Source organism: Pseudoalteromonas sp. 68 DY56-GL68 (assembly GCF_041414825.1).
Taxonomy (GTDB): Bacteria; Pseudomonadota; Gammaproteobacteria; order Enterobacterales; family Alteromonadaceae; genus Pseudoalteromonas.
In genome coordinates this window covers 238,026-263,461 of sequence record NZ_JAOCZL010000022.1, presented here as the reverse complement: position 1 = coordinate 263,461, position 25,436 = coordinate 238,026, and the positions used below count along the sequence as shown (strand labels likewise).

Genomic DNA, 25,436 nt, shown 5'->3' with positions numbered 1-25,436 from the left:
TTAAAATTGCACGACTTTTACCCTAGGTCAATATGCACTTGGCTTTGCTTGAGGTAGTGAGCGTATCAGAGTAAACTTGGCGCGTTTTTATTTATAAGAGATACACTCTATGCGCGTGGCCGACTTTAGCTTTGACCTTCCAGATGAATTAATTGCTCGTTTTCCGAAAGCGGACCGTACAAGCAGTCGTTTACTCACGCTTGATGGCCCATCAGGCCAAGTAGAGCATAAAGTATTTAGCGATATTTTATCGCTTGTTAATGAAAATGACTTATTGGTTTTCAATAACACCAAAGTGATCCCTGCGCGTATGTTTGGGCAAAAAGAGTCAGGTGGTAAGCTTGAAGTGTTGGTTGAGCGTGTACTCGACGAGCACCGTGTACTGGCTCATGTACGTGCGAGTAAATCGCCAAAGCCAGGTTCTAAAATTATTCTCGAAGGCAAAGCAGAGGCAACCATGGTTGCCCGTCATGGTGAGCTATTTGAACTTGAATTTGCCAAAGATGGAAATGTGTTAGATATCTTAAACGATATTGGTCATATGCCATTACCCCCCTACATTGACCGCCCTGATAACGAAGCAGACCGTGAACGCTACCAAACCGTTTACGGTGAAAAGCCTGGTGCCGTAGCCGCGCCAACTGCGGGCCTGCATTTTGATGATAAGTTAATGGCGGCCTTAAAAGATAAGGGCATTAATATGGCATTTGTTACTTTGCATGTTGGTGCAGGGACATTTCAACCTGTGCGTGTTGATTCGGTTGATGAACATGTAATGCACTCAGAATACATCGAAGTACCTGATGAGGTGGTTAAAGCAGTAGCAGAAACCAAAGCAAAAGGCGGTCGCGTCATTGCCGTAGGTACTACCTCAGTACGCTCGTTAGAATCTGCTGCTAAAGTACATGGCGGCAAACTAGATACTTACTTTGGTGATACCGATATCTTTATCTACCCTGGTTATCAGTTCAATGTAGTTGATGCTATGGTGACAAATTTCCACTTACCTGAATCAACCTTGATTATGTTAGTGAGTGCCTTTGCAGGGCAAGATAACATTATGGGTGCTTACCATACGGCTATTAAGGAGCAGTATCGCTTCTTTAGCTATGGCGATGCGATGTTTTTAACGCGTAAATAAGCGTTAGTCATCTTATCACCCCGTAAAAAGCCCAGCATTTCACTGGGTTTTTATTTTTTAACCATTCTTACTAAGTTATGTGTTGATATGAAGCCTCTGCAAAGCGCTGAATTCTGCATCGTGGGAAGAGTTTAGCTAGCGGGCTTTTTATTTTCGAATTTAGCCCAATTAATAGTAATAAACCCGCAAACAGGGTAGAATCGAGCGGTTAAATTATAGCTTGTTGGACTGTTTTTCCGACACTGAGGATAATATGAAATTTGAATTAGACCGCACTGACGGTAAAGCGCGCCGCGGCCGCTTGATTTTTGAGCGTGGTGTAGTAGAAACACCCGCATTTATGCCGGTAGGTACTTACGGCACTGTGAAAGGTATGACACCTGACGAAGTGAAAGAGACCGGCGCACAAATCTGCCTAGGTAACACCTTTCATTTAATGCTACGCCCAGGCACAGAAATCATTAAGCAACACGGTGATTTACACGATTTTATGAATTGGGATCGCCCAATCCTAACTGACTCAGGCGGTTTCCAAGTATTCAGCTTAGGCGCAATGCGCAAAATCACCGAAGAAGGCGTGATGTTTAGCTCACCTGTGAATGGTGAAAAAATCATGCTTTCGCCAGAAAAAGCGATGCAAGTTCAGCGCGATTTAGGCTCTGACATCGTGATGATTTTTGACGAATGTACGCCATTCCCTGCCACTGAAAAAGAAGCAAAAGATTCGATGGAGTTATCACTTCGTTGGGCTAAACGCTCAAAAGAAGGTCATGGTGATAACCCTGCTGCGCTATTTGGTATTATCCAAGGTGGTATGTACCCAGAGCTTCGTGCACAATCACAAAAAGGCCTAGAAGAAATCGGCTTTGATGGTTATGCATTAGGTGGTTTATCGGTCGGTGAGCCGAAAAACGAGATGATCAATATTCTTGATCACTGTGCTTACAAAATGCCAGAAGACAAGCCTCGTTACTTAATGGGTGTTGGTAAACCAGAAGACTTAGTTGAAGCGGTTCGCCGTGGTATCGACATGTTTGATTGTGTAATGCCTACGCGTAATGCCCGTAACGGCCACTTATTCGTTACTGGCGGCATTGTTAAAATCCGTAATGCAGTACATAAAACAGACACCGGTCCATTGGATCCTGAGTGTGATTGTCATACATGTAAAAACTATTCACGTGCATACTTGCATCATCTTGATAAATGTAATGAAATCTTAGGCGCACGACTAAACACGATTCATAACTTACGTTATTATCAGCGCGTGATGGAAGGCTTACGTAATGCCATCAGTAATGGCAAACTAGACGAATTTGTTGCAGATTTTTATGCACGCCGCGGCCAAGAAGTGCCAGAGCTTGCAGATACATCAGATTAAATTTTTAGAAAAATTAAAGAGGAAGAGAAATGAGTTTATTCATCTCAAACGCCCACGCAAGTGCGGCAGGTGCAGCACCAGCAGGTGGAGGCATGGAAATGCTAATCATGCTAGGTATTTTTGGTTTGGTATTTTATTTCTTAATCTACCGTCCACAAGCTAAGCGTGTAAAAGAGCATAAAGCACTAATGAGCGCAATGGCGAAAGGCGACGAAGTACTCACGCAAGGTGGTTTAGTGGGTAAGATTACTAAAATCGCTGATGATAAAGACTTCATCGTGATTTCATTAAACGATCAAGCTGAAGTAACAGTACAAAAATCAGCTGTTTCTTCAGTACTGCCAAAAGGCACTATGAAGTCGCTATAACAATAAAAATAAGGACTCACACGTGTTAAACAAGTTTCCATTATGGAAGTATTTACTTGTTCTTGTTGTGTTAGTCGTTGGTATTTTATATGCCTCACCTAACTTGTATGGCCGTGATCCGGCCATACAAGTATCAGGCACTAAAGGTACTGATGCTGACCTCAGCGTACTCGATAAAGTAAATGCGACCCTCAAAGAACATAACGTTACTGTTAAATCAAGCAAACTTGAAGACGGACAGATCCTGGTTCGTTTTAAGAATGTTGAAGAGCAACTAAAAGCGCAAGACCTACTGCGTGATTCCCTTAGTGAAGATTACATCTCTGCAATCAATATGGCACCAGCTCAACCTGAGTGGTTAAAAGCATTGGGCGGTAACCCAATGAAGCTAGGCCTAGATTTAAGCGGTGGTGTTCACTTTACTATGGAAATCGACATGGCGACGGCGGTTGATACTCAGCTTGAGCAAATGGAACAAGATTTTAAAAGTGACTTACGAGAAGAAAAACTACGTTATCGCACCATTCGCCGCGTAGCAAATAGCGATCGTGTCCGGGTTGAAATGCGTAACGAAGAAGATAAAGATGCGGCAGAGCGTTTCTTATCAACCCGTTACCCACTGAATGTTTATATTGATGATAGCAGCAGTGATAATGCTTTTTACGTGAGCATGAGCGAACAAAAGCTTAAAGAAATTCGTGACTACGCTATCAAGCAAAACGAAACAATCATTCGTAATCGTATTAACCAAATCGGTGTTGCAGAGCCTAACGTACAGCGCCAAGGTGCTGAGCGTATTATCGTGCAACTTCCTGGGGTTCAAGATACTGCCCGTGCAAAAGAAATTCTGGGTGCAACAGCAACACTAGAATTCCGTGAAGTAGACGAAAATGCAGATGCAAGTGCCGCTATGCAAGGTCGTGTACCGCCTGGCACAGAAGTGATTATGGCACGTGAAGGTTATCCTGTGGTGCTGAAAAAACGCATCATCCTTGAAGGTAGTCACATTACTGGCGCGCAATCAGGTATGGATGAATATCAGCGTCCTCAAGTAAGCATTAGCTTAGATAGTAAAGGCGGCGCTAAAATGAATGCCTTCACTAAGCGTGCTATCGGTAAACGCATGGCAACGGTATTCATTGAATACAAGCCATCAGGTAAAACAGACGAAAACGGTAAAGCACTGCCACCAATTAAAGTGGAAGAAGTCATTAACGTGGCAACGATTCAAGCCCGCCTTGACCGTTCATTCCGTATTACTGGTATCGATAACCCTGCTGAAGCGCATAACTTAAGCTTATTACTTCGTGCCGGTGCATTAGTTGCGCCAATTCAAATCGTTGAAGAGCGCACAGTAGGTCCAAGCTTAGGTCAAGAGAATATCGAAGCGGGTATGACTGCGGTTGCACTTGGCTTTGCGTTTGTACTTGTGTTTATGCTTGCTTACTACAAAGGCTTTGGCATGGTCGCTAATATTGCCCTAGGTGCTAACTTAGTGCTAATTGTGGGTGTTATGTCATTAATTCCAGGTGCAGCGTTAACGCTACCGGGTATTGCTGGTATTGTACTGACAGTCGGTATGGCCGTTGATGCTAACGTACTGATATTTGAACGTATTCGTGAAGAACTTGCTGATGGCCGTAGCCCGCAACAAGCCGTTCATTTTGGTTACGACAGCGCATTTAGCACCATTTTCGATGCTAATATCACAACGCTTATCGCCGCCGTGATCCTGTTTGCAGTGGGTACCGGCCCGATTGCTGGTTTTGCAGTCACACTTGCGATTGGTATTATCACCTCTATGTTTACAGCCATTGTTGGTACCCGTGCGGTCATCAACTTATTCATTGGTGGTAAGCGTATTGATAAGTTGTCGATTTAGGAGTCAGCATGCAAATTTTAAAACTAGGTGGTAAAACACTACCGTTTATGAAGTTACGTAAGTTTGCCATGACAGTATCAACTTTGTTGATCTTGGCTTCTTTCGTATCGTTTTTTACTAAAGGCTTGAACTTCGGTCTCGACTTCACTGGCGGTACAGCGGTTGAAGTGGGCTTTGCACAGCCTGCCGATCTGAAAAAAGTGCGTGAAGCCATTACTGAAAGTGGCTTTGAAGACTTCTCAGTACAGCTGTTTGGCTCAAGTAAAGAGATTTTAGTACGTCTTGCACCACAAGGGGATGGCGTAAAAGCAGAGGTGATTGGTAATCAAATCATTACGGCGTTAAAGCAAACAGATTCAAGCGTTGAAATGCGCCGTATCGAGTTTGTTGGTCCAAGCGTAGGCGAAGACTTAAAAGAGCAGGGTGGCCTTGCCATGTTAACTGCGCTTATTTGTATCTTGATTTACGTTGCGTTTCGATTTGAATGGCGCTTTGCGGTAGGTGCGGTATCTGCGCTTTTACACGACGTTATTATCACGTTGGGCTTGTTCTCAGTGCTTGGTCTTGAGTTTGACTTAACGATTCTTGCGGCCATTTTGGCGGTAATTGGTTACTCACTCAACGACACCATCGTTGTATCTGACCGTATCCGCGAAAACTTCCGTAAAGTACGTGTTGATGACACGATTGAAATTATCGATATTTCATTAACGCAAACCCTAAACCGTACCTTAGTTACATCAATCACCACGATCTTAGTATTGATTGCGTTGTTCGTATGGGGTGGTCAAACGATTCACGGTTTTGCGACAGCATTACTATTTGGTGTGTTCATCGGTACTTACTCTTCTGTATACGTTGCTTCAGCAGTAGCGATTGCAATGGGTGTCAGCAAAGAAGACCTAATTCCAGAAGTAATTGAAAAAGAAGGTGCGGATCTCGATCCTATGCCTTAATAAGCCTAGCTTGACAAGAACCGCCCTGTTGGGCGGTTTTTTATTGGAACAAATTTATGAAACATCTCTTAATGAGTCTATGTATTATCTACTTATTGAGTGCCTGTAAAGACCAACAAGAGCAGCAATCAACAGCAGCTCAACAATCACAAGAGGCAACTTTACAACAACCACTAATAGCCTATGAAGGCTTAGTGTGGAGGGTGTTAACTAGCCTACAAGCTGAGTCGGATCAATTAACGGTTAAAGAAGCTATCGATAGCTTGATAAACTCATCTGAGTCGCTATTTTTAGCAATGAAAACACAGCTACCAGAATGTGAAGCTAGTTTGTTAGTAATGGCTGATTATGTGTCTAAGATGAAAGCGACAAAGGCGGCACAGTCGAAGCCGATGGAGCTCACACCTACGTTACCTGATTTTACAGAGCCTCGCTGTTACCATGCGCAACAATTACTACTCAATTCTTTAGCTGTTTTTGCTATTGCTGAACAGGCCGCAATAACTGAACAAGACTACCATCAAGCTAAGTTAAAAATGATTGATAGTATTGCGCGTATTAAACAACTTAATTGAATAATCATCATGATGATAAGTTAAGTTGCCATAAAATTGTCATACAGAATTGCTACTTTAATCGCCTACTTTTAAAACAGACGCTAGGTGAAAGGTGAGTGAGCCACTACAGCGAATTTTAGATAACAATGAAATAAAAACCCTATTTCAGCCTATCTTTGATATTTCTAATCAGCATATCTTGGGTTATGAAGCCCTTAGCCGCGGTCCAAAAGGCTCTGAATTAGAAATGCCTAGCGCTTTGTTTCGCGAAGCAATTGCATGCAATAAAATTTCAGAGTTAGAGCTCTTGTGTCGAAGTAAGGCGATAGAAAACTTCGTTAAATTAAACTTACAAGGTAAGCTCTTTTTAAACGTAAGCCCAAAGACTCTACTCGACCCGTGCCACCCTAAAGGAGAAACATTACATCTTGTTGAGCACTTTGGTTTGGCGGCGAATCGCGTTGTGATTGAAGTCACTGAGCAAGAAAAAGTGGAAGATGGCTTTTTATTATTAAAGACCATTGCTCATTATCGTGAACTTGGTTTTTCTATTGCTATTGATGATTTAGGTGCAGGTTATTCAGGTCTAAAGCAGTGGTCAGAATTGTGTCCTGATTTTGTAAAAATAGATCGCTACTTTATTGATCACTGCGACCAGAGCGTGGTGAAAAAAGAGTTTCTGAAATCAATTATTGTGCTTGCCAAAGCAACGAATACGCAAGTTATCGCTGAGGGAATCGAGCGGGCAGAGGAATTACGTTTGCTTGAAGGATTGGGTATTCAACATGCACAAGGTTTTTTACTGGAAAGACCAAGCTTGCAGCCCAGCTATCAAATTAATATTCAGTGCTTAGCGCACTTAGAGTCACCTGATAATTCGAGTAGTTTTGAGCAATCGATGGCTATTGGCTGGTTAGCTGTGGAATATGCCAGTATCGAAACAACCACACGCTGCAAAGATGCGCATAGTCTTTTTGAGCAAGATAAATCGCTTACAAGTCTTGCTGTTCTTGAACACAACATTCCCGTTGGATTACTACACCGAGACCAACTAACAGAAGTATTCGCCGCACCTTATGGGCATGCACTTTATGATAAACAACCAGTGACATCCTTGATGGATAAACAACCTCTGGTAGTTGACGAAAATGAGTTACTGGATACGGTAAGTCAGCAAATTACCGAGTTTGAATTTGATATTCGTCGACACATAGTAATCACCCGAAATGGCGAATACTTAGGTTTAGCGCCACTGCGTAATATCTTAAAACACATTACTGAAGAAAAAATCCGCCATGCTCAACATGCAAACCCACTGACTATGCTGCCGGGCAATGTCGCTATTAACGAAGCGATTGAGCTGAGACTTCGCAATAATTATCCGTTCTCACTCGCGTACGTTGATTTAAACCACTTTAAACAATTCAATGACCTATACGGTTATGCCAGCGGTGATAGTGTGATTAAATTATTGGCAGAGGTTATTGTTGATGCATCTAGTCTCAGTAAAGGGTTTGTTGGCCACATAGGGGGGGATGACTTTATGGTGGTGTTTGATAAAGAGGATGCACAGACTGTTTGTCACAACATAATTACTTTATTTGAGCAAAAATCGCGTGCCTTTTTCACCCCAGAACATATTGCACAGGGCGGTTATTGGGCAAGCAACCGAGAAGGTAAAAAGCAGTTTGTTCCCTTACTTACACTTTCGATAGGCCTTGTGAAGCCCGATTTAGAGCTTTGTATCAATAGCCATCAAGTTGCTGCATTGGCAACTGATGCAAAAAAAGAAGCTAAACGTTATCAAACAAGTCATTTATTTGTCTGTAAACGCAGTCGTCCTGCCCCTGCGGTCGTGAGGCTCAGCAGTGTGAGTGATGAAACAGCACATATTGGATTATGAATTAATTTTAAGTTGGGCTAATTTCACTTGTACCATTTACAGGCTAGGTGTAGCTTAAAAAAAACACAATGATAAAAATAATAATGAAGCAATTAACAGCCGTAGCCTTTGTATTAATCACACTAATGTGCAGCCCAACTGTGTATGCTGATACCGTTGTTAATTTAGCAGTTGAACAACGTCCTCTGTATAAACGTGATGATTACCTTAATGAGCTGTTACTGAAAGCCTTAGAGGCTGCTCAATTCCCTGTTAAGATAAACAAAGTGTTGGTTCACCCCCATCAGCAACGAACCTTGCTAAGGCTTGATGCTAATCAAGCTGATATCTACTGGAGTATGACCAGCCCAGAGCGTGAGCAACTAGCCATTGCCGTGCCAGTCCCTTTATTCAAAGGGTATATTGGTAAGCGGGCATTACTGACAAAGCGGTCATTTTTACCTCGTTTTACCCAGCTTAAAAATAAGCGTGACCTAGCTCAGTTAACTGCTATACAGGGGCATGACTGGCCTGATACAAAAATTTTAGCTCAAAATGGTCTATCGGTTAGGCCATTAGCTAATTATCAAGCCATGTTTAGTTTAGTTATTGCAGGGCGCGTTGACTATTTTCCTCGCTCTTTCATAGAAGTTATGTCTGAGCTTGAGCAGATAAATGACGAGCGGTTAGTGATTGTTCCCGATGTTTATATTAGTTACCCAACTGCATTTTATTTCTTTGTCAGTCATCGTAAGCCAGCGTTAGCGAAAGCGTTGCTTAAAGGACTACAAACGATGCAAGCATCGGGAGAGTTTGATGAAATGTTTAATCGATACTTTGCTGAAGGCTTAGCGAGCTTGCCATTTAAAGAAGGTAATACGATTGAAATTGCATTGGAAAATGAGTACTTTCAGCCACAAAAAAAGGAGCCTTAGCTCCTTTTTTAGATTACAACCGCTGTTAGCGAAGTAGTGATTCAGTTAATACTGGGCGAATTTCACGAATGATCGCTTGTGTTAACTTAGGTGCACCACAGATGATGTTGCCGCTTTGGTTGTAGTTAATACCACCTGCGAAATCAACAACCATACCGCCAGCTTCTTTTACTAAAAGCTCGCCCGCTGCTGTGTCCCATGGCTTAAGGCCAATTTCAAAGAAACCATCAACGCGACCCGCTGCAACATAAGCCATATCTAATGCAGCAGAGCCTGCGCGGCGAATATCAGCAGTGTGTACGAAAAGTGCTTTAAACGCTTCTGAGTATGCGTCTAAGTGATGCTTTTGCTTGAATGGGAAACCAGTCGCAAGGATAGAACCAGCTAACTCGTTAGTTTTAGTGACGCGTAAACGCTTGCTGTTAAGCTGTGCGCCTTGACCACGTGATGCTGTGAATAATTCACCACGAATTGGATCATAGATCACGGCTTGGTCTAAACGACCTTTAACTTTAAGTGCAATTGATACTGCAAAATGAGGAATACCCTTGATGAAGTTTGTTGTGCCATCAAGAGGATCTACAATCCATTGGTAATCTGCATCTTTACCTTTGTGCTCACCAAGCTCTTCACCTACGATAGTGTGATCTGGGTAAGATTTTAAAATAGTGTCACGAATTGCGGCTTCAGCTTCTTTATCGATGTTAGTCACTAAGTCGTTAGTGCCTTTTTGTTGTACATCAACTTTTGATAAATCTTCGCTTGCACGAAGTAAAATTTTGCCTGCGTTACGCGCAGCGCGAACCGCAATGTTTAACATTGGATGCATAGCATTACCTTTGGGTTGTAAAAGAACGAATATATTTAAGCCGGCGTATTCTAGCGGTTTTTACTGCAAAGTAAACAACAAAGCAGAAATAGTTTTGGTTGTTTTTTGTACTGAACTGATTTTAAATTAAATTTCGACCTTATAAATTTTAACAGCGAAAAACTTTTAGCGCAGGTTAGTGCTCTAATTCAACCCGATTTATCTCCAATAAAAGTGATAAACCGCAAACATGATCTACGATCAATTATGATTGACTGCACGATCTATATAGCCTCCAGAATTGCTTTCGTGCTAGAATTCGCGCAATTTTTGACATTCAGTAAGTAACAACGCAATGACACTTGATGATATTCGTATCGTATTAGTTAACACATCTCATTCTGGTAATATTGGCTCAGCAGCACGAGCGATGAAAACGATGGGTTTATCAAATTTATATCTTGTTGATCCTGCTTGTGAAATCGATAGTCATGCGAGTGCGCTTGCAGCGGGTGCAACCGATGTGCTCGGCAAAGCGGTGGTTGTTGATACCCTTGCCGATGCCATTGCTGATTGTGCTCTAACAATTGGTACTAGCGCGCGTTCGCGTACCTTATCATGGCCTATGGTAGAGCCGCGTGAATGCGGTGAAAAGCTCGTAGCAGAGGCTGTAAATGGCCCAGTTGCACTTGTGTTTGGTCGTGAGAATAGTGGTTTAACTAACGAAGAACTACAGCAATGTAATTACCATGTATGTATTCCTGCAAACCCTGAGTATAGCTCACTCAACCTAGCGATGGCTGTACAAACGCTATGCTATGAAACACGCATGGCTTATTTGAATACACAGCCAAAAGCACAAGAAGAAGATGAAGCAACCTACCCAAGTGCTAAACAAACTGAGTTGTTTTATGAGCATCTAGAACAAACATTGAATGACACCGGCTTTATCATTAAACAACACCCAGGTTTAGTGATGACCAAATTACGTCGTTTATTTAATCGCGCACGTCCTGAAGAAGCCGAGATGAATATTTTGCGCGGTATTCTTACCTCAATTAATAAGTCTATAAAATAATCACTGGTTATAAGTATAATACTTGACTAAATTACTCAGGTAATTACAATGACACCTAGTACTTGACTAATTTTGTCGGGTATTCGGTTTTATCAATGGTGAACATCTATTTTTATCAGATGATAATACTTGACTATTTTGGTCTGGTAATTAAAATTTGCACACCTTAGCGTGCAGTAACATCGGGGGCTCCATGAAGTTAACATCAAAAGGCAGATACGCAGTAACCGCCATGTTGGATGTTGCACTCCATACAAATGTGGGTGCAGTGCCCCTGGCCGATATATCAGAACGACAAGAGATTTCCTTATCATATTTAGAACAACTATTTGCCAGACTCAGAAAAAATGGCTTAGTGAGTTCAGTGCGTGGCCCCGGTGGCGGATATTTATTAGGGCGTGACGCAGATAAAATTTCTGTTGGTGATGTTATTAATGCTGTTGATGAATCTGTTGATGCAACTCGTTGTCACGGTGCGACGGGTGGCTGCCAAAGCGGCATGCGCTGTTTGACCCATACCTTGTGGTCTGATTTGAGCGCACGTATCGAAGAGTTTTTAAATAGTATTACCCTTGCTGAATTGGTTGAGAAATCAGACGTGAAAGAAGTCGCATCTCGCCAAGATAACAGCATCAATAATGCAATTAAGCAACTGGAAAACATTCAAGTAAGCTGTCAACTGTAGCTTGACGAAAGCGGAGAGAGAAATGAAGTTACCGATTTATTTAGATTACGCAGCAACCACGCCTGTTGATGAACGTGTGGCAAAAGAAATGATGCAATGCCTGACTATGGACGGTAATTTTGGTAACCCTGCATCACGCTCACACCGTTTTGGTTGGCAAGCTGAAGAAGCGGTTGATCAAGCGCGTACAGATATTGCTGATCTAATTAATGCTGATCCACGCGAAATCGTGTTTACCTCTGGCGCAACAGAATCAAATAACCTCGCTATTAAAGGTGCTGCGCAATTCTACAAAAAGAAAGGTAAGCACGTTATTACGGTTAAAACAGAACATAAAGCTGTTATCGATACATGTCGTGAACTTGAGCGTCAAGGGTTTGAAGTAACCTATATGGACGTTGAAGAAAACGGCCTTCTAGACCTTAAAAAGCTTGAAGAAACAATGCGTGATGACACAGTACTTGTAAGCGTAATGCACGTAAATAACGAGCTAGGTGTTATCCAAGATATCGCGACAATCGGCGAAATGTGCCGTGAGCGCAAAATTATGTTCCACGTAGATGCTGCACAAAGCGCAGGTAAAGTACTTATCGACGTGCAACAGTTAAAAGTAGACTTCATGTCGTTCTCTGGCCACAAAGTATATGGCCCGAAAGGTGTAGGCGCACTTTATGTTCGTCGTAAGCCACGTGCTCGTTTAGAAGCACAAATGCACGGTGGTGGTCATGAGCGTGGTATGCGTTCAGGCACACTGGCTACGCACCAATTAGTCGGTATGGGTGCGGCATTTAGAATCGCGAAAGAAGATTTCGAAAAAGATCATGCACACATCAGCGCACTACGTAAGCGTTTGATTGATGGCATCATGGCTGATATGGACGAAGTTTACTTCAATGGTGAACCAAGCCAGTCAGTGCCAGGTATTGTAAACATCAGCTTCAACTTTGTTGAGGGTGAGTCGTTATTAATGGCTGTTAAAGACATTGCTGTTTCATCAGGTTCAGCCTGTACCTCAGCAAGCTTAGAGCCTTCTTATGTACTACGTGCATTAGGCCGTAATGACGAGTTAGCACACAGCTCAATTCGTTTCAGCATTGGCCGCTTTACGACTGAAGAAGAGATTGATTACACCGTTGAACTAATCAAAAACTCGATCGGCCGTTTACGTGAGATGTCTCCTCTATGGGAAATGCATCAAGAAGGTATTGATTTAGATTCAGTTGAGTGGGCGCATCACTAATTAGTGATGAGCCGCCGCTAGCAGGTAGTGAGGATAGTATTATGGCTTATAGTGATAAAGTAATCGATCATGTTGAAAATCCGCGTAACGTGGGTGTATTAGACAAAAACGATCCGTCAGTAGCAACAGGCATGGTGGGTGCACCAGCGTGTGGTGACGTAATGAAATTGCAAATCAAGGTATCACCAGAAGGTGTTATTGAAGATGCAAAATTTAAAACATATGGTTGTGGTAGTGCAATCGCTTCTTCTTCACTTGTAACTGAGTGGGTAAAAGGCAAAACCTTAGACGAAGCGGCAACAATCAAAAACACTGATATCAGTGCTGAGCTTGAGTTACCGCCAGTGAAAATTCACTGTTCGATTTTAGCGGAAGACGCAATTCAAGCAGCAATTGCTGACTACAAAAGCAAACAAGCGAAGTAAGAGATAATTTCATGGCAGTGACATTGACAGATGCGGCAGCAAACCGCGTAGAATCATTTTTAGCAAATCGCGGCAAAGGCATTGGCCTACGCGTTGGCATTAAAACGACGGGCTGTTCAGGTCTTGCTTATGTTCTTGAGTTTGTTGACGACTTAGCAGAAGGCGACGAAATTTTTGAAAGCCGTGGTGTAAAAGTAATCGTTGATGCGAAAAGCTTAGTGTACATTGATGGCACTGAGCTTGATTACACCAAAGAAGGTTTGAATGAAGGGTTTAAGTTTAATAATCCGAATCAAGCTGATGAGTGTGGATGTGGCGAAAGCTTCACGGTTTAAGCTCAAAAAATTTTCCTCGCTTGAAGCCCTGCCTATGTAGGGCTTTGTTATTTCCTGTTCACCTAGTTGGATAATGTAATGCGTTACTTTGAATTATTTGCAATTCCAGTTGATTACAATATTGATTTAGCGACGATAAATAAACACTACCTTGAGCTGCAACGTGCAGTTCACCCTGATCGCCATGCCAGTTCAAGCAGCCGCGATAAGTTACTTGCTGTGCAAAATGCAGCTGAAATCAATGATGCGTTACAAACTTTAAAACACCCCGTGAAGCGTGCAGAGTACATGTTGAGTGAGCTAGGGGTCGATATTCGTGCTGAACAGCAAACCTTACAAGACCCACATTTCTTAATGCAGCAAATGGAACTTCGCGAAGAACTCGAAGAGCTTGAAAATGCCGCAGATCCAGATGCAGCCATCGCGCAGTTTGAAGCGCAAATTAAACAGTTAGACAAGCAATATAGTCGTGAACTTGCTGAGCAATTAGCCAGCAATGATGAACAACAATGGCAAGCAGCTGCGGATAATATTCGTAAATTAAAGTTCGTTTATAAATTGCGAGATGAACTTGAGCGCATTGAAGACAGTTTATTTGATGATTAATTATTAGTTGTATAAAGCAGCTATTTAAGAGTTTAAAAAGAGCATTATGGCATTATTGCAAATTGCTGAGCCGGGGCAGAGCGCGGCACCACACGAGCACAAATTAGCAGTCGGTATTGACCTTGGTACGACTAACTCGTTAGTTGCTACAGTGCAAAGCGGCGAAGCCCGCACACTGACTGATTTAGCAGGCAATGCGATGCTACCATCGGTTGTGCAATACCAAGCAGATAGCATCGTGGTGGGTGAACGAGCGGCGGCAGCTGCCACTCAAGACCCTGCTAATACTTTGATCTCAGTGAAGCGTTTCTTAGGTAAAACGCAGGCTGAAATTGAAAAAAGCTATGGTCAACTGCCGTATCAATTTTGTGAGCATGATGGCTCGTTAGCAATCAGCACCGTTGCGGGCGCAATTAGCCCAGTCACTGCATCGAGTGAAATTTTAAAAGCCTTGAAACTTCGCGCAGAAGACAGCTTTGCAGGCCAAGATATTTTAGGTGCGGTTATTACTGTGCCAGCGTATTTTGATGATGCACAGCGCCAAAGCACCAAAGACGCTGCTGAGCTTGCTGGCATTAACGTATTGCGTTTATTAAACGAGCCAACGGCTGCGGCTGTTGCCTATGGCCTTGATTCAGGCCAAGAAGGTATTATCGCCGTATACGATTTAGGTGGCGGTACGTTTGATATTTCTATTTTACGCCTGCACCAAGGTGTGTTCGAAGTGCTTGCTACAGGCGGTGATTCGAGCCTTGGTGGTGACGATTTTGACTCGCTACTGGTAGATTACTTCAAAAAACAAACCGGTGTGAGCGAGCTTTCTGCATCGGTACTGCGTTTATTTATTAATAAAGCAAAAGCCTGTAAAGAAGCGCTAAGCCAATACCAAACTGTCAATGTAGGCTTAGAGTTTGATGGCCAAAGCCACAAAGTTGAAGTTACTCGCGAAACCTTTGATGAACTAGCACTTGGTCTTGTGAAGAAAACACTACGTTCTTGTCGCCGTGCAGTAAAAGATGCGGGTATCGAAAACGAAGAAGTACTGCAAGTGGTAATGGTTGGCGGCTCGACACGTATGCCAATTGTACGCTCTCAAGTTGCGGCATTTTTTGATAAAGAGCCACTGACTTCTATTGACCCTGATCGCGTAGTAGCACTTGGTGCGGCACTGCAAGCAGATGTACTGGTTGGCAATAAGCCAGATTCAGACATGCTGCTATTAGACGTATTACCACTGTCATTGGGTCTTGAGACCATGGGTGGCCTGGTTGAGAAAATCATTCCACGTAATACCACTATTCCTGTAGCACGTGCACAAGAGTTCACCACGTTTAAAGATGGTCAAACGGCGATGTCACTGCATGTACTACAAGGTGAGCGTGAGCTTGTTGATGATTGCCGCTCGCTGGCAAAATTCAGCTTAAAAGGTATTCCGGCCATGGCAGCAGGTGCTGCGCATATTCGCGTAACCTTTAAAGTTGATGCAGATGGCCTATTAAGTGTATCGGCAATGGAAAAATCAACCGGTGTGCAAGCTGAAATCCAAGTAAAACCATCATTTGGTTTATCGGATGACCAAGTTGCGAACATGCTAAAAGACTCAATGAGTAATGCCAAAGACGACATGCAAGCGCGTATGCTTAAAGAGCAACAAGTTGAAGCGTTACGCGTTGTTGAAGCACTAGAAGCATCACTGGCAACTGACAGTGAATTACTTGATGAACAAGAATTAGCTGCGTTAAAAGCAGAAATTGCTAAACTTGTTGCGGTACGCGAAAGCGCAACAACACCGGCAGAAATTAAAGCAGCAATTGAAGCTGTCGACAATGCAAGTAGCGAATTTGCTGCGCGTAGAATGGATGCATCAATCAAAAAAGCGCTGCAAGGGCAGTCAGTAGACGAAGTTTAACGAGGTAAGGTATGCCACAAATTATTTTTCTTCCACACGAAGAGTTATGCCCAGAAGGCGCTGCAATCGAAGCTCCTACAGGCGAAACCGTATTAGATGTTGCGCTTAAAAATGGTATTAGTATTCCGCATGCCTGTGAAAAGTCATGCGCGTGTACAACATGCCACTTAATTATTCGTGAAGGCTTTGATTCTTTAGATGAAAGTGATGAGCTAGAAGACGACATGTTGGATAAAGCATGGGGTCTTGAGCCTGAGTCTCGTCTTGGTTGCCAGGCAATTATTAAAGACGAAGATCTGGTAGTTGAAATTCCAAAGTATAATCTCAATATCGTTAATGAAGAGCATTAATTCTTAACGGCTTTGAATACCTAAAAACCGCTGTAGTTGCTTGGTCTCTACAGCGGTTTTTTGTTTTTTGCGGTCCGCTTTACTAGGAGGTTTTATGTCTGATTTAGTTTTTTCTGATTCGTTTATCGATGGTGACTTTTATTCTACGAGCCAGCGTTTTAGTGTAGATAACCCTGCAACCGGACAAGCAATTACCGATGTGTCTGATATTGATGAAGCTGGCGTTGAGCTGGCCATTAAACGTGCTGACGAGGCATTTAGCAAGCTAAAACAAACAACGGCGACTGAGCGTAGTGAAACGTTGCGTCGCTGGTATGAGTTGGTTATTGAGCACAAACAGCAACTTGCTGAGCTGATGACCAAAGAGCAAGGTAAACCTTTAAAAGAAGCATTAGGGGAGGTTGAATACGGTGCAGGCTTTATTAAGTGGTTTAGTGAAGAAGCAAAGCGTAGTTACGGCGACAACATACCAGCTACAGACGGCCAACATCGTCTATCAACCATAAAGCAGCCAATCGGTGTCGTTGCAGGCATTACACCGTGGAACTTCCCAATCGCCATGATCACTCGTAAGGTTGCCCCTGCATATGCAGCGGGTTGTAGTTTCGTGATTAAACCTTCTGAGCATACCCCTTTATGTGCAATTGCTTTGGCTTACCTTGCCGATAAAGCAGGGTTTGTAAAAGGGGCATTAAATGTGGTGGTCTCAGAGAATGCAAAAATGGTTGGCGAGATCATGACCGGATCTGAGCGTGTACGTAAGTTCACATTTACAGGTTCAACCGGTGTAGGTAAGCAGTTACTTTCACAGTGCGCATCTACAATTAAGAACACATCGATGGAACTTGGTGGTAATGCACCGTTTATTATTTTTGAAAATGCCGATTTAGATGAAGCAGTTGCTGGCCTTATGGGGGCTAAGTTTAGAAACGCAGGGCAAACCTGTGTTGCTGCTAACCGAATTTTTGTTCAGCGCTCGGTACTAGAGACGGTGCTTGAAAAACTCACAGACAAAGTAGCTGAGTTAAAAGTTGGCAATGGCCTTGATGACGGGGTGGATATTGGCCCATTAATTTATCCTAAAGCAAAAGAGAAAGTACAAACGCTTGTGCAAGATGCGGTTGATAAAGGGGCGTCATTAATTGGTGATAACAGCGAACTTGAAGGTAGCTTTCAAGCGCCATTAATTTTAACTGATGTGACACCACAGATGGATATCTACCATGATGAAGTGTTTGGCCCTGTAGTCAGCATAATTGCTTTTGATGATGAACAAGAAGTCTTGCAGCTTGCTAACGATGTGCCGTATGGTTTAGCTGCGTATTTTTACAGTGAAAATATCAAGCAAGTTTATCGCGTAAGCGAAGCACTTGAATACGGCATGATTGGTATTAATGAAGGCCTCATTTCAAACCCAGTAGCGCCATTTGGTGGTTTAAAGCAATCTGGTCTTGGCCGTGAAGGTGGTCATCAAGGATTAAATGAGTACCTTGAAGAAAAGTATCTTTGCATTAAGGTCTAATCTCACGCGAAATAAATTTCACGCCTACCCCCGTAGGCGTCATGCTTGCATGGCGCGTTTTACAGATTTTGCAACATGCATCTTCGCGTGAAATAAATTTCACGCCTACCACCGTAGGCGTCATGCTTGCATGGCGCGTTTTAAAGGTTTTGCAACATGCATCTTCGCGTGAAATAAATTTCACGCCTACCCCGTAGGCGTCATGCTTGCATGGCGCGTTTTAAAGGTTTTGCAACATGCATCTTCGCGTGAAATAAATTTCACGCCTACCACCGTAGGCGTCATGCTTGTATGGCGCGTTTAAATCTTCACGCGAAACAAGTTCCAAGTCGACATCGTCCCGTTTATTTCCGATAAAATGATAGCGCTGTCATTTTAGTTTTTATATGATAGGTATGAATAATAAACAAAAATGACAAGTAATACGGAAAAAATACCGTAAACTCAGGGCATAAACGAGGAGAAAGTAATGGGTTTTAAAAAGTCTGCACTCGCTGCAATGATAATGGCAGCGCCTATAATGGCAAACGCGGCACTCACACAGTCGCAGGTAAATCAGTTTGCTAAAGATACCGAGTTACTGTTTTCAGTTGAAGATAACTTTCGTAATAGAGACGCGGGCTTTTTAGGAAAAATCACTCTTAACAACCGCTCTGATGTTGCGTTACCTGCAGGCGAAAGTGATTGGCAACTTTATATCCATTCGGTTCGTAAAATTTCAACAGAGCATGTCGCAGGTCTTAATATTGAACATGTTAATGGTGACTTACATCGTCTTGTGCCAACCCGTTCATTTAAAGGGTTAGCGGCAGGGGAAAGTTTAGATATTCCTTTCGATGCGCAAGTGTGGATTGTTGCATACAGTGATTTTATGCCGCGTGCATTTTTTGTAGCAGGTAAGAGTAAGCCTGCCATCTTTGCCAATACAGACACTGAGGACTTTAAAGAGTTTGTTACGCCGTTCACTCGTGATAACCAACTATACCGTTACAACGAACCAAAAGATTTATCTGTTTTGGCAACGGCAAAAGTGCGTTTTGAAAGAAACAAGGAAGATAAAGTCGAAGTAAGTAAAGACGATGCATTAAAACGAATTATTCCGAAACCGCAAAAAGTTGATTTTAACCGTGGTACAACAACACTAAACAGTGATTGGCAAATTAGTTACCAAGGCCAGCTTAAACATGAAGTTATGGTCTTCATGCAAGACCTGCAAGATGACTATGGAATTAGTTTAAAAGCTCAACCTGACCATATAAGCCTTGGCAAAGAAAAAATCATTCGCCTAAACGTTGATCCTTCTTTAAATACAGGTAAAGCAGAAAGTTATACACTGGAAATTAACGATGATGTCATTAATATCGTAGGCAGTGATAATGCTGGCGTATTTTATGCGATGCAAAGTGTATTAAACTTAATTCCAGCAGGCAGTAAAGACTCTGCAAATTTACCACGTCTTGAATTAGAAGATGCTCCGCGTTATGGCTGGCGTGGCATGCATTACGATAACGGTCGTAACTATCATGGCAAAGAAGCCATGTTCAAACTTGTTGAGCAAATGGCTCGCTATAAAATGAATAAGCTACACTGGCACTTTTCAGAAGATGAAGGTTGGCGTCTTGAGATCCCTGGCTTACCTGAACTTACCGATGTTGGCGGCTATCGCTGTTTTGATTTAGAAGAGCGCGAGTGTTTATTAACGCAACTTGGTACGGGGCCATTTAAATCAGGCTCAGGTAATGGTTACTTAAAACGTGATGAATTTGTTGAGCTATTAAAATTTGCCAAAGATCGTCATATTCAAATTATCCCAGAAGTTGAAGGACCAGGTCATGCGCGTGCCTCAATTAAAGCAATGGAAGCGCGATACCACAACCTGCTTGAAGAAGCTGAAAAAACAGCTAAAAATAACATCAAGTCACAGTCAGCCAATAAGGAAATTCAAAAAGTAGATATTGGCCCTGCAACACAATATTTATTGACCGATCCTAAAGACACCTCTGTGTACATGACAGTTCAAAACTACAAAGATAACTCGATGAATGTATGTATGGATTCAACCTACGCATTCTTAGATAAAGTGACCTATGAACTACAGCAGATGTACCGCGAAGCAGGTGTGCAGCTAAAAAATCTACACATAGGTGGTGATGAAGTGGGGGCTGGTTCGTGGATTGGCTCGCCGATTTGTCAGGCGCTGTTTGCTGATCCTAATAATGGTGTTGCAGGCCCTGCAGATTTAAAACCCTACTTTACTCAGCGTGTTGCGACCTTACTTGAGAAACGTGGCATCTCTCCTGGTATATGGGAAGATGGCATCATGTATGATCGTGAAAACTCGTTTAAGCGTGATGAGTTTCCAAATAAAACCTTTACCGTTAATACGTGGGATAACATCTGGGAGTGGGGTGTTGCAGATAGAGCGTATCGCTTAGCTAATGCCGGTTACCAAGTGGTGTTATCGCATGGTACGCATTTGTATTTTGATCACCCGTACGAGGCAAACCCTGAAGAGCGTGGTTATTACTGGGCAACCCGTTACACCGACACCAAAAAAGCGTTTAACTACATGCCAGATGATGTGTATGCCAATGCTGATTACACACGCACTCGCGAGCCAATTGTTAATCTAGAGGCGTTAGTTGGTCGCCCGTTACCTAAGCTTGAAAAACCTGAGAATATTTTAGGTATGCAGGGTCAAGTTTGGTCAGAAACAATCCGTACCGAAGAGCAAGTGCTAGCGATGATCTTCCCACGTATTTTATCGGTTGCAGAGCGTGCATGGCACAAAGCTGATTGGGAAGGGCAAAGCGTTGATAGCAAAAAACAAGCAAAAGATTGGGCGGAGTTTTCAAGTGCCGTTGGCTTAAAAGAGCTTGAAAAACTAGCTCAAGGTGGCATTAATTTACACTTGCCTGTGCCAGGTGGAGTGATTGAAAATGGTAAGCTGTATGCCAACAGCGCCTTTGCTTATTTGAGCATTGAGTACAGCCTCGATAACGGCCAAAGCTGGCAGTCTTATGCTGAGCCAGTAAAGGTTGATAGCAAGGCAAAAGTAGCTCTGCGTACTCGCTTAAATGAGCAGCAAACCAGTCGCGTTACTTTTGTTGGAGAGTAATGTTTAAGGTATTTCGCGCGAAATAAATTCGCGCCTATTATATGGCGCGTTTTTAACGGTTGCAGAGTGCGGCATCTTCGCGCGAAATAGATTCGCGCCTATTATATGGCGCGTTTTTAACGGTTGCAGAGTGTGGCTCCTTCGCGCGAAATAAATTCGCGCTTATTATATGGCGCGTTTTTAACGGTTGCACAATGTGTACCTTTGCGTGAGTTAAGCTCATAGCTAAAAGAAATATGTCAGCGCTGTCATTTTTGTTGCGATAGTGTTATAAATATTTAATATCAATTTTATATAATTAATCTAAATGAGCAGCATTGCAGGGCCAATGCATGCTGTGATTGGGAAACGTTATGTCAGAAACGAATAAACAAAGCAGCTTAGTGCCAATGGCAATAGTTGCGACACTGTTTTTTATTTTAGGCTTTGCCACATGGTTAAATGGCTCGTTAATGCCGTTTTTACAACAAATTTTACAGCTTTCACCGTTTCAGGCATCACTGATAATTTTCTCATTTTATATTGCAGTAACATTTACAGCGATCCCATCGGCGATGATCATTCGAAAAGTGGGCTATAAAAATGGCATGGCGCTGGGAATGGCAACCATGATGGTAGCAGGGTTATTGTTTATTCCTGCGGCTAAAACGCAAGTGTTTGCACTCTTTTTATTTGCTCAACTTGTTATGGGCGCAGGTCAAACTTTGCTACAAACAGCCGTTAATCCATACGTAGTGAGAATTGGACCAGAAGAGTCCGCGGCAGCACGCGTGAGTGTCATGGGGATACTCAACAAAGGAGCTGGGGTTATTGCACCGATTGTTTTTACCGCGCTGATTTTAAGTGATTTTACGGGGTTTGTTGGTAAAGAATTAAGCCAAGCTGATATCGATGCCATGGCAAATGGTTTAATACTCCCTTATTTAGGAATGGCGATTTTTATTGGTGTACTCGGTTTTGCCGTCACTAAAATGCCATTACCAGAGCTAATCGACGATGCTGATGAGCAAAAACCAGGGCAAGTAAAGGAGGCGCTGAGCCACCCAAGCCTTGCGTTAGGGATTGTTGCATTATTCGTTTATGTAGCTGTTGAAGTAATTGCTGGCGATACAATTGGCAGCTTCGCACTTTCATTAGGTGTTGAAAAGTATAGTGTTATGACTTCATACACTATGGGGTGTATGGTATTGGGTTACTTTTTAGGAATTTTATTAATTCCACGTATATTGTCGCAGCAAGTTGCACTAACAATTTCTGCGATTTTGGGTTGTGCGCTTACAATAGCAATTGTTACAGTAAGCAATGAGTCTGTTTTTATTTCAACATTACTAGGCCTAAAATCGGTACTTCCTGATACCTTATTACTCATCGCTGTGCTAGGCTTTGCTAATGCGATTGTTTGGCCAGCAGTGTGGCCGTTAGCATTATCAGGTTTAGGCAAACTAACGAGTGTAGGCTCGGGCTTACTTGTGATGGGTATAGCCGGTGGTGCATTTGGCCCGTTATTTTGGGGTTTGGCAAGTGGCGGAGTTAAAAGTGCTGACGCCCAACAGGCAGCCTATATTGTGATGTTGCCTTGTTATTTATTTATCCTTTTCTATGCTTTAAAAGGGCATAAAATGAAAAGTTGGAAGTAATAATAAGCTTAAGGTTAAGTTATACAAATACTAACCTTGAGCTGTGAAAAGCATTTCTAGTAAATAGAAATAATCCCGTGTGTAATGCCACCGAAAGGTGGCATTTTTTTGTCAAAGCTAAACGGTACGTAAATTGATGTAAAACTGCTTCACAGAATAAGAGAGCTTTCCCCGTTTTTGTCGATTTTTCCGTTGTATCCGTTCATTTTTATGATCCAAGGCCAATAATCTCAAGATTTTCTACGGCTTAGTCAACTTAGCCAAATAGCTATTTATCAAATCAAGTCTTTGTTCCTCAAACATTATCCAAGCTTATTAAAAAAGCAAGGTGCTTACTAAATGAATGGAAGGGATGGAAATCAGGGGAACGCATTGAGATGAGTACTTGTGGATATGATGCTTTGCTGGATAACACGTTAAGGAATACCCAGCCATTTTACCTAATTAAAAATTTAGATGAATTTAAAACGCCATCGAATATGGTAATATTCGCAAATACAGCAGATAAGTGAAATGGTATAGGCAATAGAGCCTTTATCAAGTAGCTATTAGTAAAAGCTTTAGAGCAGGGTAAGCTCTAGAGCCCCTAAAAGGATTAAAATGAGATATTTAGTAACAGGTGCAGCTGGTTTTATAGGCTCTGCGGTTATACGCCATATCATTGAAAACACAAAAGACTCCGCTATTAATGTTGATAAACTGACTTATGCAGGTAATTTAGAGTCATTGAAATCGGTTGATTCGAGTGAGCGTTATACTTTTGAGCAGGTAGATATCTGTGACCGTGAAGAACTTGATCGCATTTTTAGGCAATATCAACCAGATGCTGTGATGCACTTGGCTGCGGAAAGCCATGTTGATCGTTCAATTACAGGCCCTGCAGAGTTTATTCAAACAAATATAATCGGCACCTATAATTTACTTGAAGCTGCTCGCCAGTACTGGAATACATTAGAAGGTAATGCTAAAGAAAAATTTAGATTTCATCATATTTCGACAGATGAAGTGTATGGTGATCTGCCACACCCAGCAGACCTTGCTCTGGAAGAAAATGAGCTGCAACCTCAGAGTTTGCCATTATTTACAGAGCAAACAGCTTATGCACCAAGTAGCCCATACTCTGCAAGTAAAGCATCGAGTGATCATTTAGTAAGAGCTTGGGCTCGTACCTATAATTTTCCAACAATCGTCACCAATTGTTCAAATAATTACGGCCCTTATCATTTTCCTGAAAAGCTTATTCCATTAGTGATATTAAATGCTTTAGAAGGGAAAGAGCTGCCGATTTATGGCAAAGGTGATCAGATCCGTGATTGGTTATATGTAGAAGATCATGCCCGTGCCTTATATAAAGTAGTGACAGAAGGAAAAGTCGGAGAAACTTACAATATTGGTGGGCATAATGAAATGCAGAATATAGAAGTCGTAAAAATGATTTGCGATCTTTTAGATGAGTTAGCCCCAATTAAACTTAAAGAGCTGAAATCGAAAGAGGGTGAATTATTAACTACATATTCTTCACTTATAAAGCATGTAAATGATCGCCCAGGTCACGATAGACGTTACGCTATAGACTCAACAAAAATGAGCAAAGAGCTTAATTGGAAGCCACTTGAAACATTCGAAACTGGCCTTAGAAAAACGGTACTGTGGTACTTAAATAACCTCGACTGGTGTCAAAATGTGCAAGATGGTTCCTACCAACGAGAACGCCTTGGTGAAATAAACCTCAACAAAACGGAGCAATAATATGAAAGGGATTATTCTAGCTGGGGGGTCTGGCACACGCCTATATCCTTTAACTCGTGGTGTTTCCAAACAATTACTGCCTTTATATGATAAACCTATGGTTTATTACCCATTATCTACTTTAATGTTGGCTGGAATTAAAGATATTTTAATTATAACCACGCCAGAAGACCTTCAGAGTTTTCAGCGAATTTTAGGTGATGGCTCAGATTTTGGTATTCAACTAGAGTATGCAGTACAGCCTAACCCTGAAGGGCTTGCCCAAGCATTCATTATCGGTGAAGAGTTCATTGGTAACAGTTCTGTGTGTTTGGTTTTAGGTGATAATATCTTTTATGGTCAAGGTTTCCCTAAAACATTAGCGAGTGCAAGTCATCGTGAAAGTGGTGCAACTGTATTTGGTTATCATGTTAAGGATCCGGAACGTTTTGGAGTCGTTGAGTTTGATGAGAACTTAAAAGCTATTTCTATTGAAGAAAAACCAGCTAAACCAAAATCTAATTTCGCTGTTACAGGGTTATATTTTTACGATAATTCAGTCGTTGAGAAAGCTAAAAAAGTAAAGCCTTCATTACGAGGAGAATTAGAAATAACCAGTATTAACCAGATGTATTTAGAAGAAGGTACACTGCATGTCGAGCTATTGGGTCGAGGCTTTGCTTGGCTCGATACGGGAACACATGAAAGTCTTCATGAAGCCTCTAATTTTGTACAGACAATTCAACATGTCCAAGGGCTTAAAATTGCCTGTTTAGAAGAAATTGCATGGCGTAATAACTGGTTAACGGCAGAACAAATACTTGCGCTGGCGGAGCCAATGAAAAAAAATGAGTATGGTAAGTACCTTGTACAATTAGTCAGTAATTAAGTTC

The 25,436-nt window shown here is 42.2% G+C and carries 23 protein-coding genes; 21 read left to right on the top strand and 2 right to left on the bottom strand.

Translation table 11 applies throughout. The annotated features are described in order from the left end of the window. Window positions 1-109 precede the first annotated feature (109 nt). The 8 genes from queA (at window position 110) to NYF15_RS18330 (ending at window position 9,102) form a co-directional block, all read left to right on the top strand. On the top strand, window positions 110-1,141 hold the full coding sequence (gene queA / locus NYF15_RS18365; RefSeq protein ID WP_062567228.1) for a tRNA preQ1(34) S-adenosylmethionine ribosyltransferase-isomerase QueA: 1,032 nt from the start codon (window positions 110-112) through the stop codon (window positions 1,139-1,141). Window positions 1,142-1,394: 253 nt separating this feature from the next. Continuing rightward, entirely contained in the window at window positions 1,395-2,522 is a 1,128-nt protein-coding gene (gene tgt, locus NYF15_RS18360; protein WP_237114735.1) for a tRNA guanosine(34) transglycosylase Tgt, read from the top strand. A 29-nt stretch (window positions 2,523-2,551) separates the two neighbouring features. Next, window positions 2,552-2,890 carry a preprotein translocase subunit YajC gene (gene yajC, locus NYF15_RS18355; RefSeq protein WP_062567230.1) on the top strand — a complete coding sequence of 113 codons (339 nt, stop codon included), beginning with the start codon at window positions 2,552-2,554 and terminating at the stop codon, window positions 2,888-2,890. Between the two features lie 22 nt (window positions 2,891-2,912). After that, window positions 2,913-4,772, top strand: coding sequence for a protein translocase subunit SecD (gene secD, locus NYF15_RS18350; protein ID WP_193988192.1), 1,860 nt, complete (start codon window positions 2,913-2,915; stop codon window positions 4,770-4,772). Window positions 4,773-4,780: 8 nt separating this feature from the next. Then, complete coding sequence (gene secF / locus NYF15_RS18345; protein WP_062567232.1) at window positions 4,781-5,728, top strand: protein translocase subunit SecF; 948 nt, start codon at window positions 4,781-4,783, stop codon at window positions 5,726-5,728. Between the two features lie 56 nt (window positions 5,729-5,784). Then, entirely contained in the window at window positions 5,785-6,303 is a 519-nt protein-coding gene (locus tag NYF15_RS18340; RefSeq protein WP_371354332.1) for a hypothetical protein, read from the top strand. Window positions 6,304-6,397: 94 nt separating this feature from the next. Then, window positions 6,398-8,188, top strand: coding sequence for a bifunctional diguanylate cyclase/phosphodiesterase (locus NYF15_RS18335; protein ID WP_341803715.1), 1,791 nt, complete (start codon window positions 6,398-6,400; stop codon window positions 8,186-8,188). Window positions 8,189-8,271: 83 nt separating this feature from the next. Further along, window positions 8,272-9,102 carry an ABC transporter substrate-binding protein gene (locus tag NYF15_RS18330; protein ID WP_130151586.1) on the top strand — a complete coding sequence of 277 codons (831 nt, stop codon included), beginning with the start codon at window positions 8,272-8,274 and terminating at the stop codon, window positions 9,100-9,102. A gap of 25 nt (window positions 9,103-9,127) precedes the next feature. Here NYF15_RS18330 and suhB read toward each other — a convergent pair whose 3' ends face one another. After that, window positions 9,128-9,931, bottom strand: coding sequence for an inositol-1-monophosphatase (gene suhB / locus NYF15_RS18325; RefSeq protein WP_130151587.1), 804 nt, complete (start codon window positions 9,929-9,931; stop codon window positions 9,128-9,130). Window positions 9,932-10,265: 334 nt separating this feature from the next. On the opposite strand from suhB, the gene trmJ reads away from it, so the two are divergent. The 9 genes from trmJ to NYF15_RS18280 all read left to right on the top strand — a co-directional run bounded on the left by trmJ (window position 10,266) and on the right by NYF15_RS18280 (window position 18,060). Then, window positions 10,266-10,988: a tRNA (cytosine(32)/uridine(32)-2'-O)-methyltransferase TrmJ gene (trmJ, locus tag NYF15_RS18320; RefSeq protein ID WP_130151588.1), complete on the top strand. Its 723-nt coding sequence runs from the start codon at window positions 10,266-10,268 to the stop codon at window positions 10,986-10,988. A 193-nt stretch (window positions 10,989-11,181) separates the two neighbouring features. Continuing rightward, window positions 11,182-11,673, top strand: coding sequence for a Fe-S cluster assembly transcriptional regulator IscR (gene iscR / locus NYF15_RS18315; protein WP_130151589.1), 492 nt, complete (start codon window positions 11,182-11,184; stop codon window positions 11,671-11,673). A 22-nt stretch (window positions 11,674-11,695) separates the two neighbouring features. After that, window positions 11,696-12,913 carry an IscS subfamily cysteine desulfurase gene (locus NYF15_RS18310; RefSeq protein ID WP_062567239.1) on the top strand — a complete coding sequence of 406 codons (1,218 nt, stop codon included), beginning with the start codon at window positions 11,696-11,698 and terminating at the stop codon, window positions 12,911-12,913. Between the two features lie 41 nt (window positions 12,914-12,954). Then, entirely contained in the window at window positions 12,955-13,338 is a 384-nt protein-coding gene (gene iscU, locus NYF15_RS18305; RefSeq protein WP_062567433.1) for a Fe-S cluster assembly scaffold IscU, read from the top strand. Between the two features lie 11 nt (window positions 13,339-13,349). Then, a complete protein-coding gene (gene iscA, locus NYF15_RS18300; RefSeq protein ID WP_062567240.1) occupies window positions 13,350-13,673 on the top strand; it encodes an iron-sulfur cluster assembly protein IscA in 324 nt (107 codons plus the stop codon). A gap of 78 nt (window positions 13,674-13,751) precedes the next feature. Then, window positions 13,752-14,279: a co-chaperone HscB gene (gene hscB / locus NYF15_RS18295; RefSeq protein ID WP_371354331.1), complete on the top strand. Its 528-nt coding sequence runs from the start codon at window positions 13,752-13,754 to the stop codon at window positions 14,277-14,279. 46 nt (window positions 14,280-14,325) lie between these two features. After that, window positions 14,326-16,188, top strand: coding sequence for a Fe-S protein assembly chaperone HscA (gene hscA / locus NYF15_RS18290; protein WP_371354330.1), 1,863 nt, complete (start codon window positions 14,326-14,328; stop codon window positions 16,186-16,188). Window positions 16,189-16,199: 11 nt separating this feature from the next. Beyond that, complete coding sequence (fdx, locus tag NYF15_RS18285) at window positions 16,200-16,538, top strand: ISC system 2Fe-2S type ferredoxin (protein WP_062567243.1); 339 nt, start codon at window positions 16,200-16,202, stop codon at window positions 16,536-16,538. 94 nt (window positions 16,539-16,632) lie between these two features. Further along, on the top strand, window positions 16,633-18,060 hold the full coding sequence (locus NYF15_RS18280) for an NAD-dependent succinate-semialdehyde dehydrogenase (RefSeq protein ID WP_371354329.1): 1,428 nt from the start codon (window positions 16,633-16,635) through the stop codon (window positions 18,058-18,060). On the opposite strand, the gene NYF15_RS18275 is transcribed toward NYF15_RS18280, so the two are convergent. After that, window positions 18,050-18,244 carry a hypothetical protein gene (locus tag NYF15_RS18275; protein ID WP_371354328.1) on the bottom strand — a complete coding sequence of 65 codons (195 nt, stop codon included), beginning with the start codon at window positions 18,242-18,244 and terminating at the stop codon, window positions 18,050-18,052. The two genes, NYF15_RS18280 and NYF15_RS18275, sit on opposite strands and share 11 nt — an antisense overlap. A 285-nt stretch (window positions 18,245-18,529) precedes the next feature. Here NYF15_RS18275 and NYF15_RS18270 point away from each other — a divergent pair, with 285 nt between their 5' ends. From NYF15_RS18270 to rfbA, 4 genes are all read left to right on the top strand, one after another. Next, window positions 18,530-21,178: a family 20 glycosylhydrolase gene (locus tag NYF15_RS18270; protein ID WP_371354327.1), complete on the top strand. Its 2,649-nt coding sequence runs from the start codon at window positions 18,530-18,532 to the stop codon at window positions 21,176-21,178. Between the two features lie 353 nt (window positions 21,179-21,531). After that, window positions 21,532-22,815 (top strand): N-acetylglucosamine MFS transporter NagP, encoded by a 1,284-nt coding sequence (gene nagP, locus NYF15_RS18265; RefSeq protein ID WP_371354326.1) that lies wholly within the window; start codon window positions 21,532-21,534, stop codon window positions 22,813-22,815. A gap of 600 nt (window positions 22,816-23,415) precedes the next feature. Beyond that, window positions 23,416-24,564, top strand: a complete 1,149-nt coding sequence (rfbB, locus tag NYF15_RS18260) for a dTDP-glucose 4,6-dehydratase (protein WP_237114741.1) — start codon at window positions 23,416-23,418, stop codon at window positions 24,562-24,564. A gap of 1 nt (window position 24,565) precedes the next feature. Further along, window positions 24,566-25,432 (top strand): glucose-1-phosphate thymidylyltransferase RfbA, encoded by an 867-nt coding sequence (gene rfbA / locus NYF15_RS18255; RefSeq protein WP_130151597.1) that lies wholly within the window; start codon window positions 24,566-24,568, stop codon window positions 25,430-25,432. Window positions 25,433-25,436: the final 4 nt, after the last annotated feature.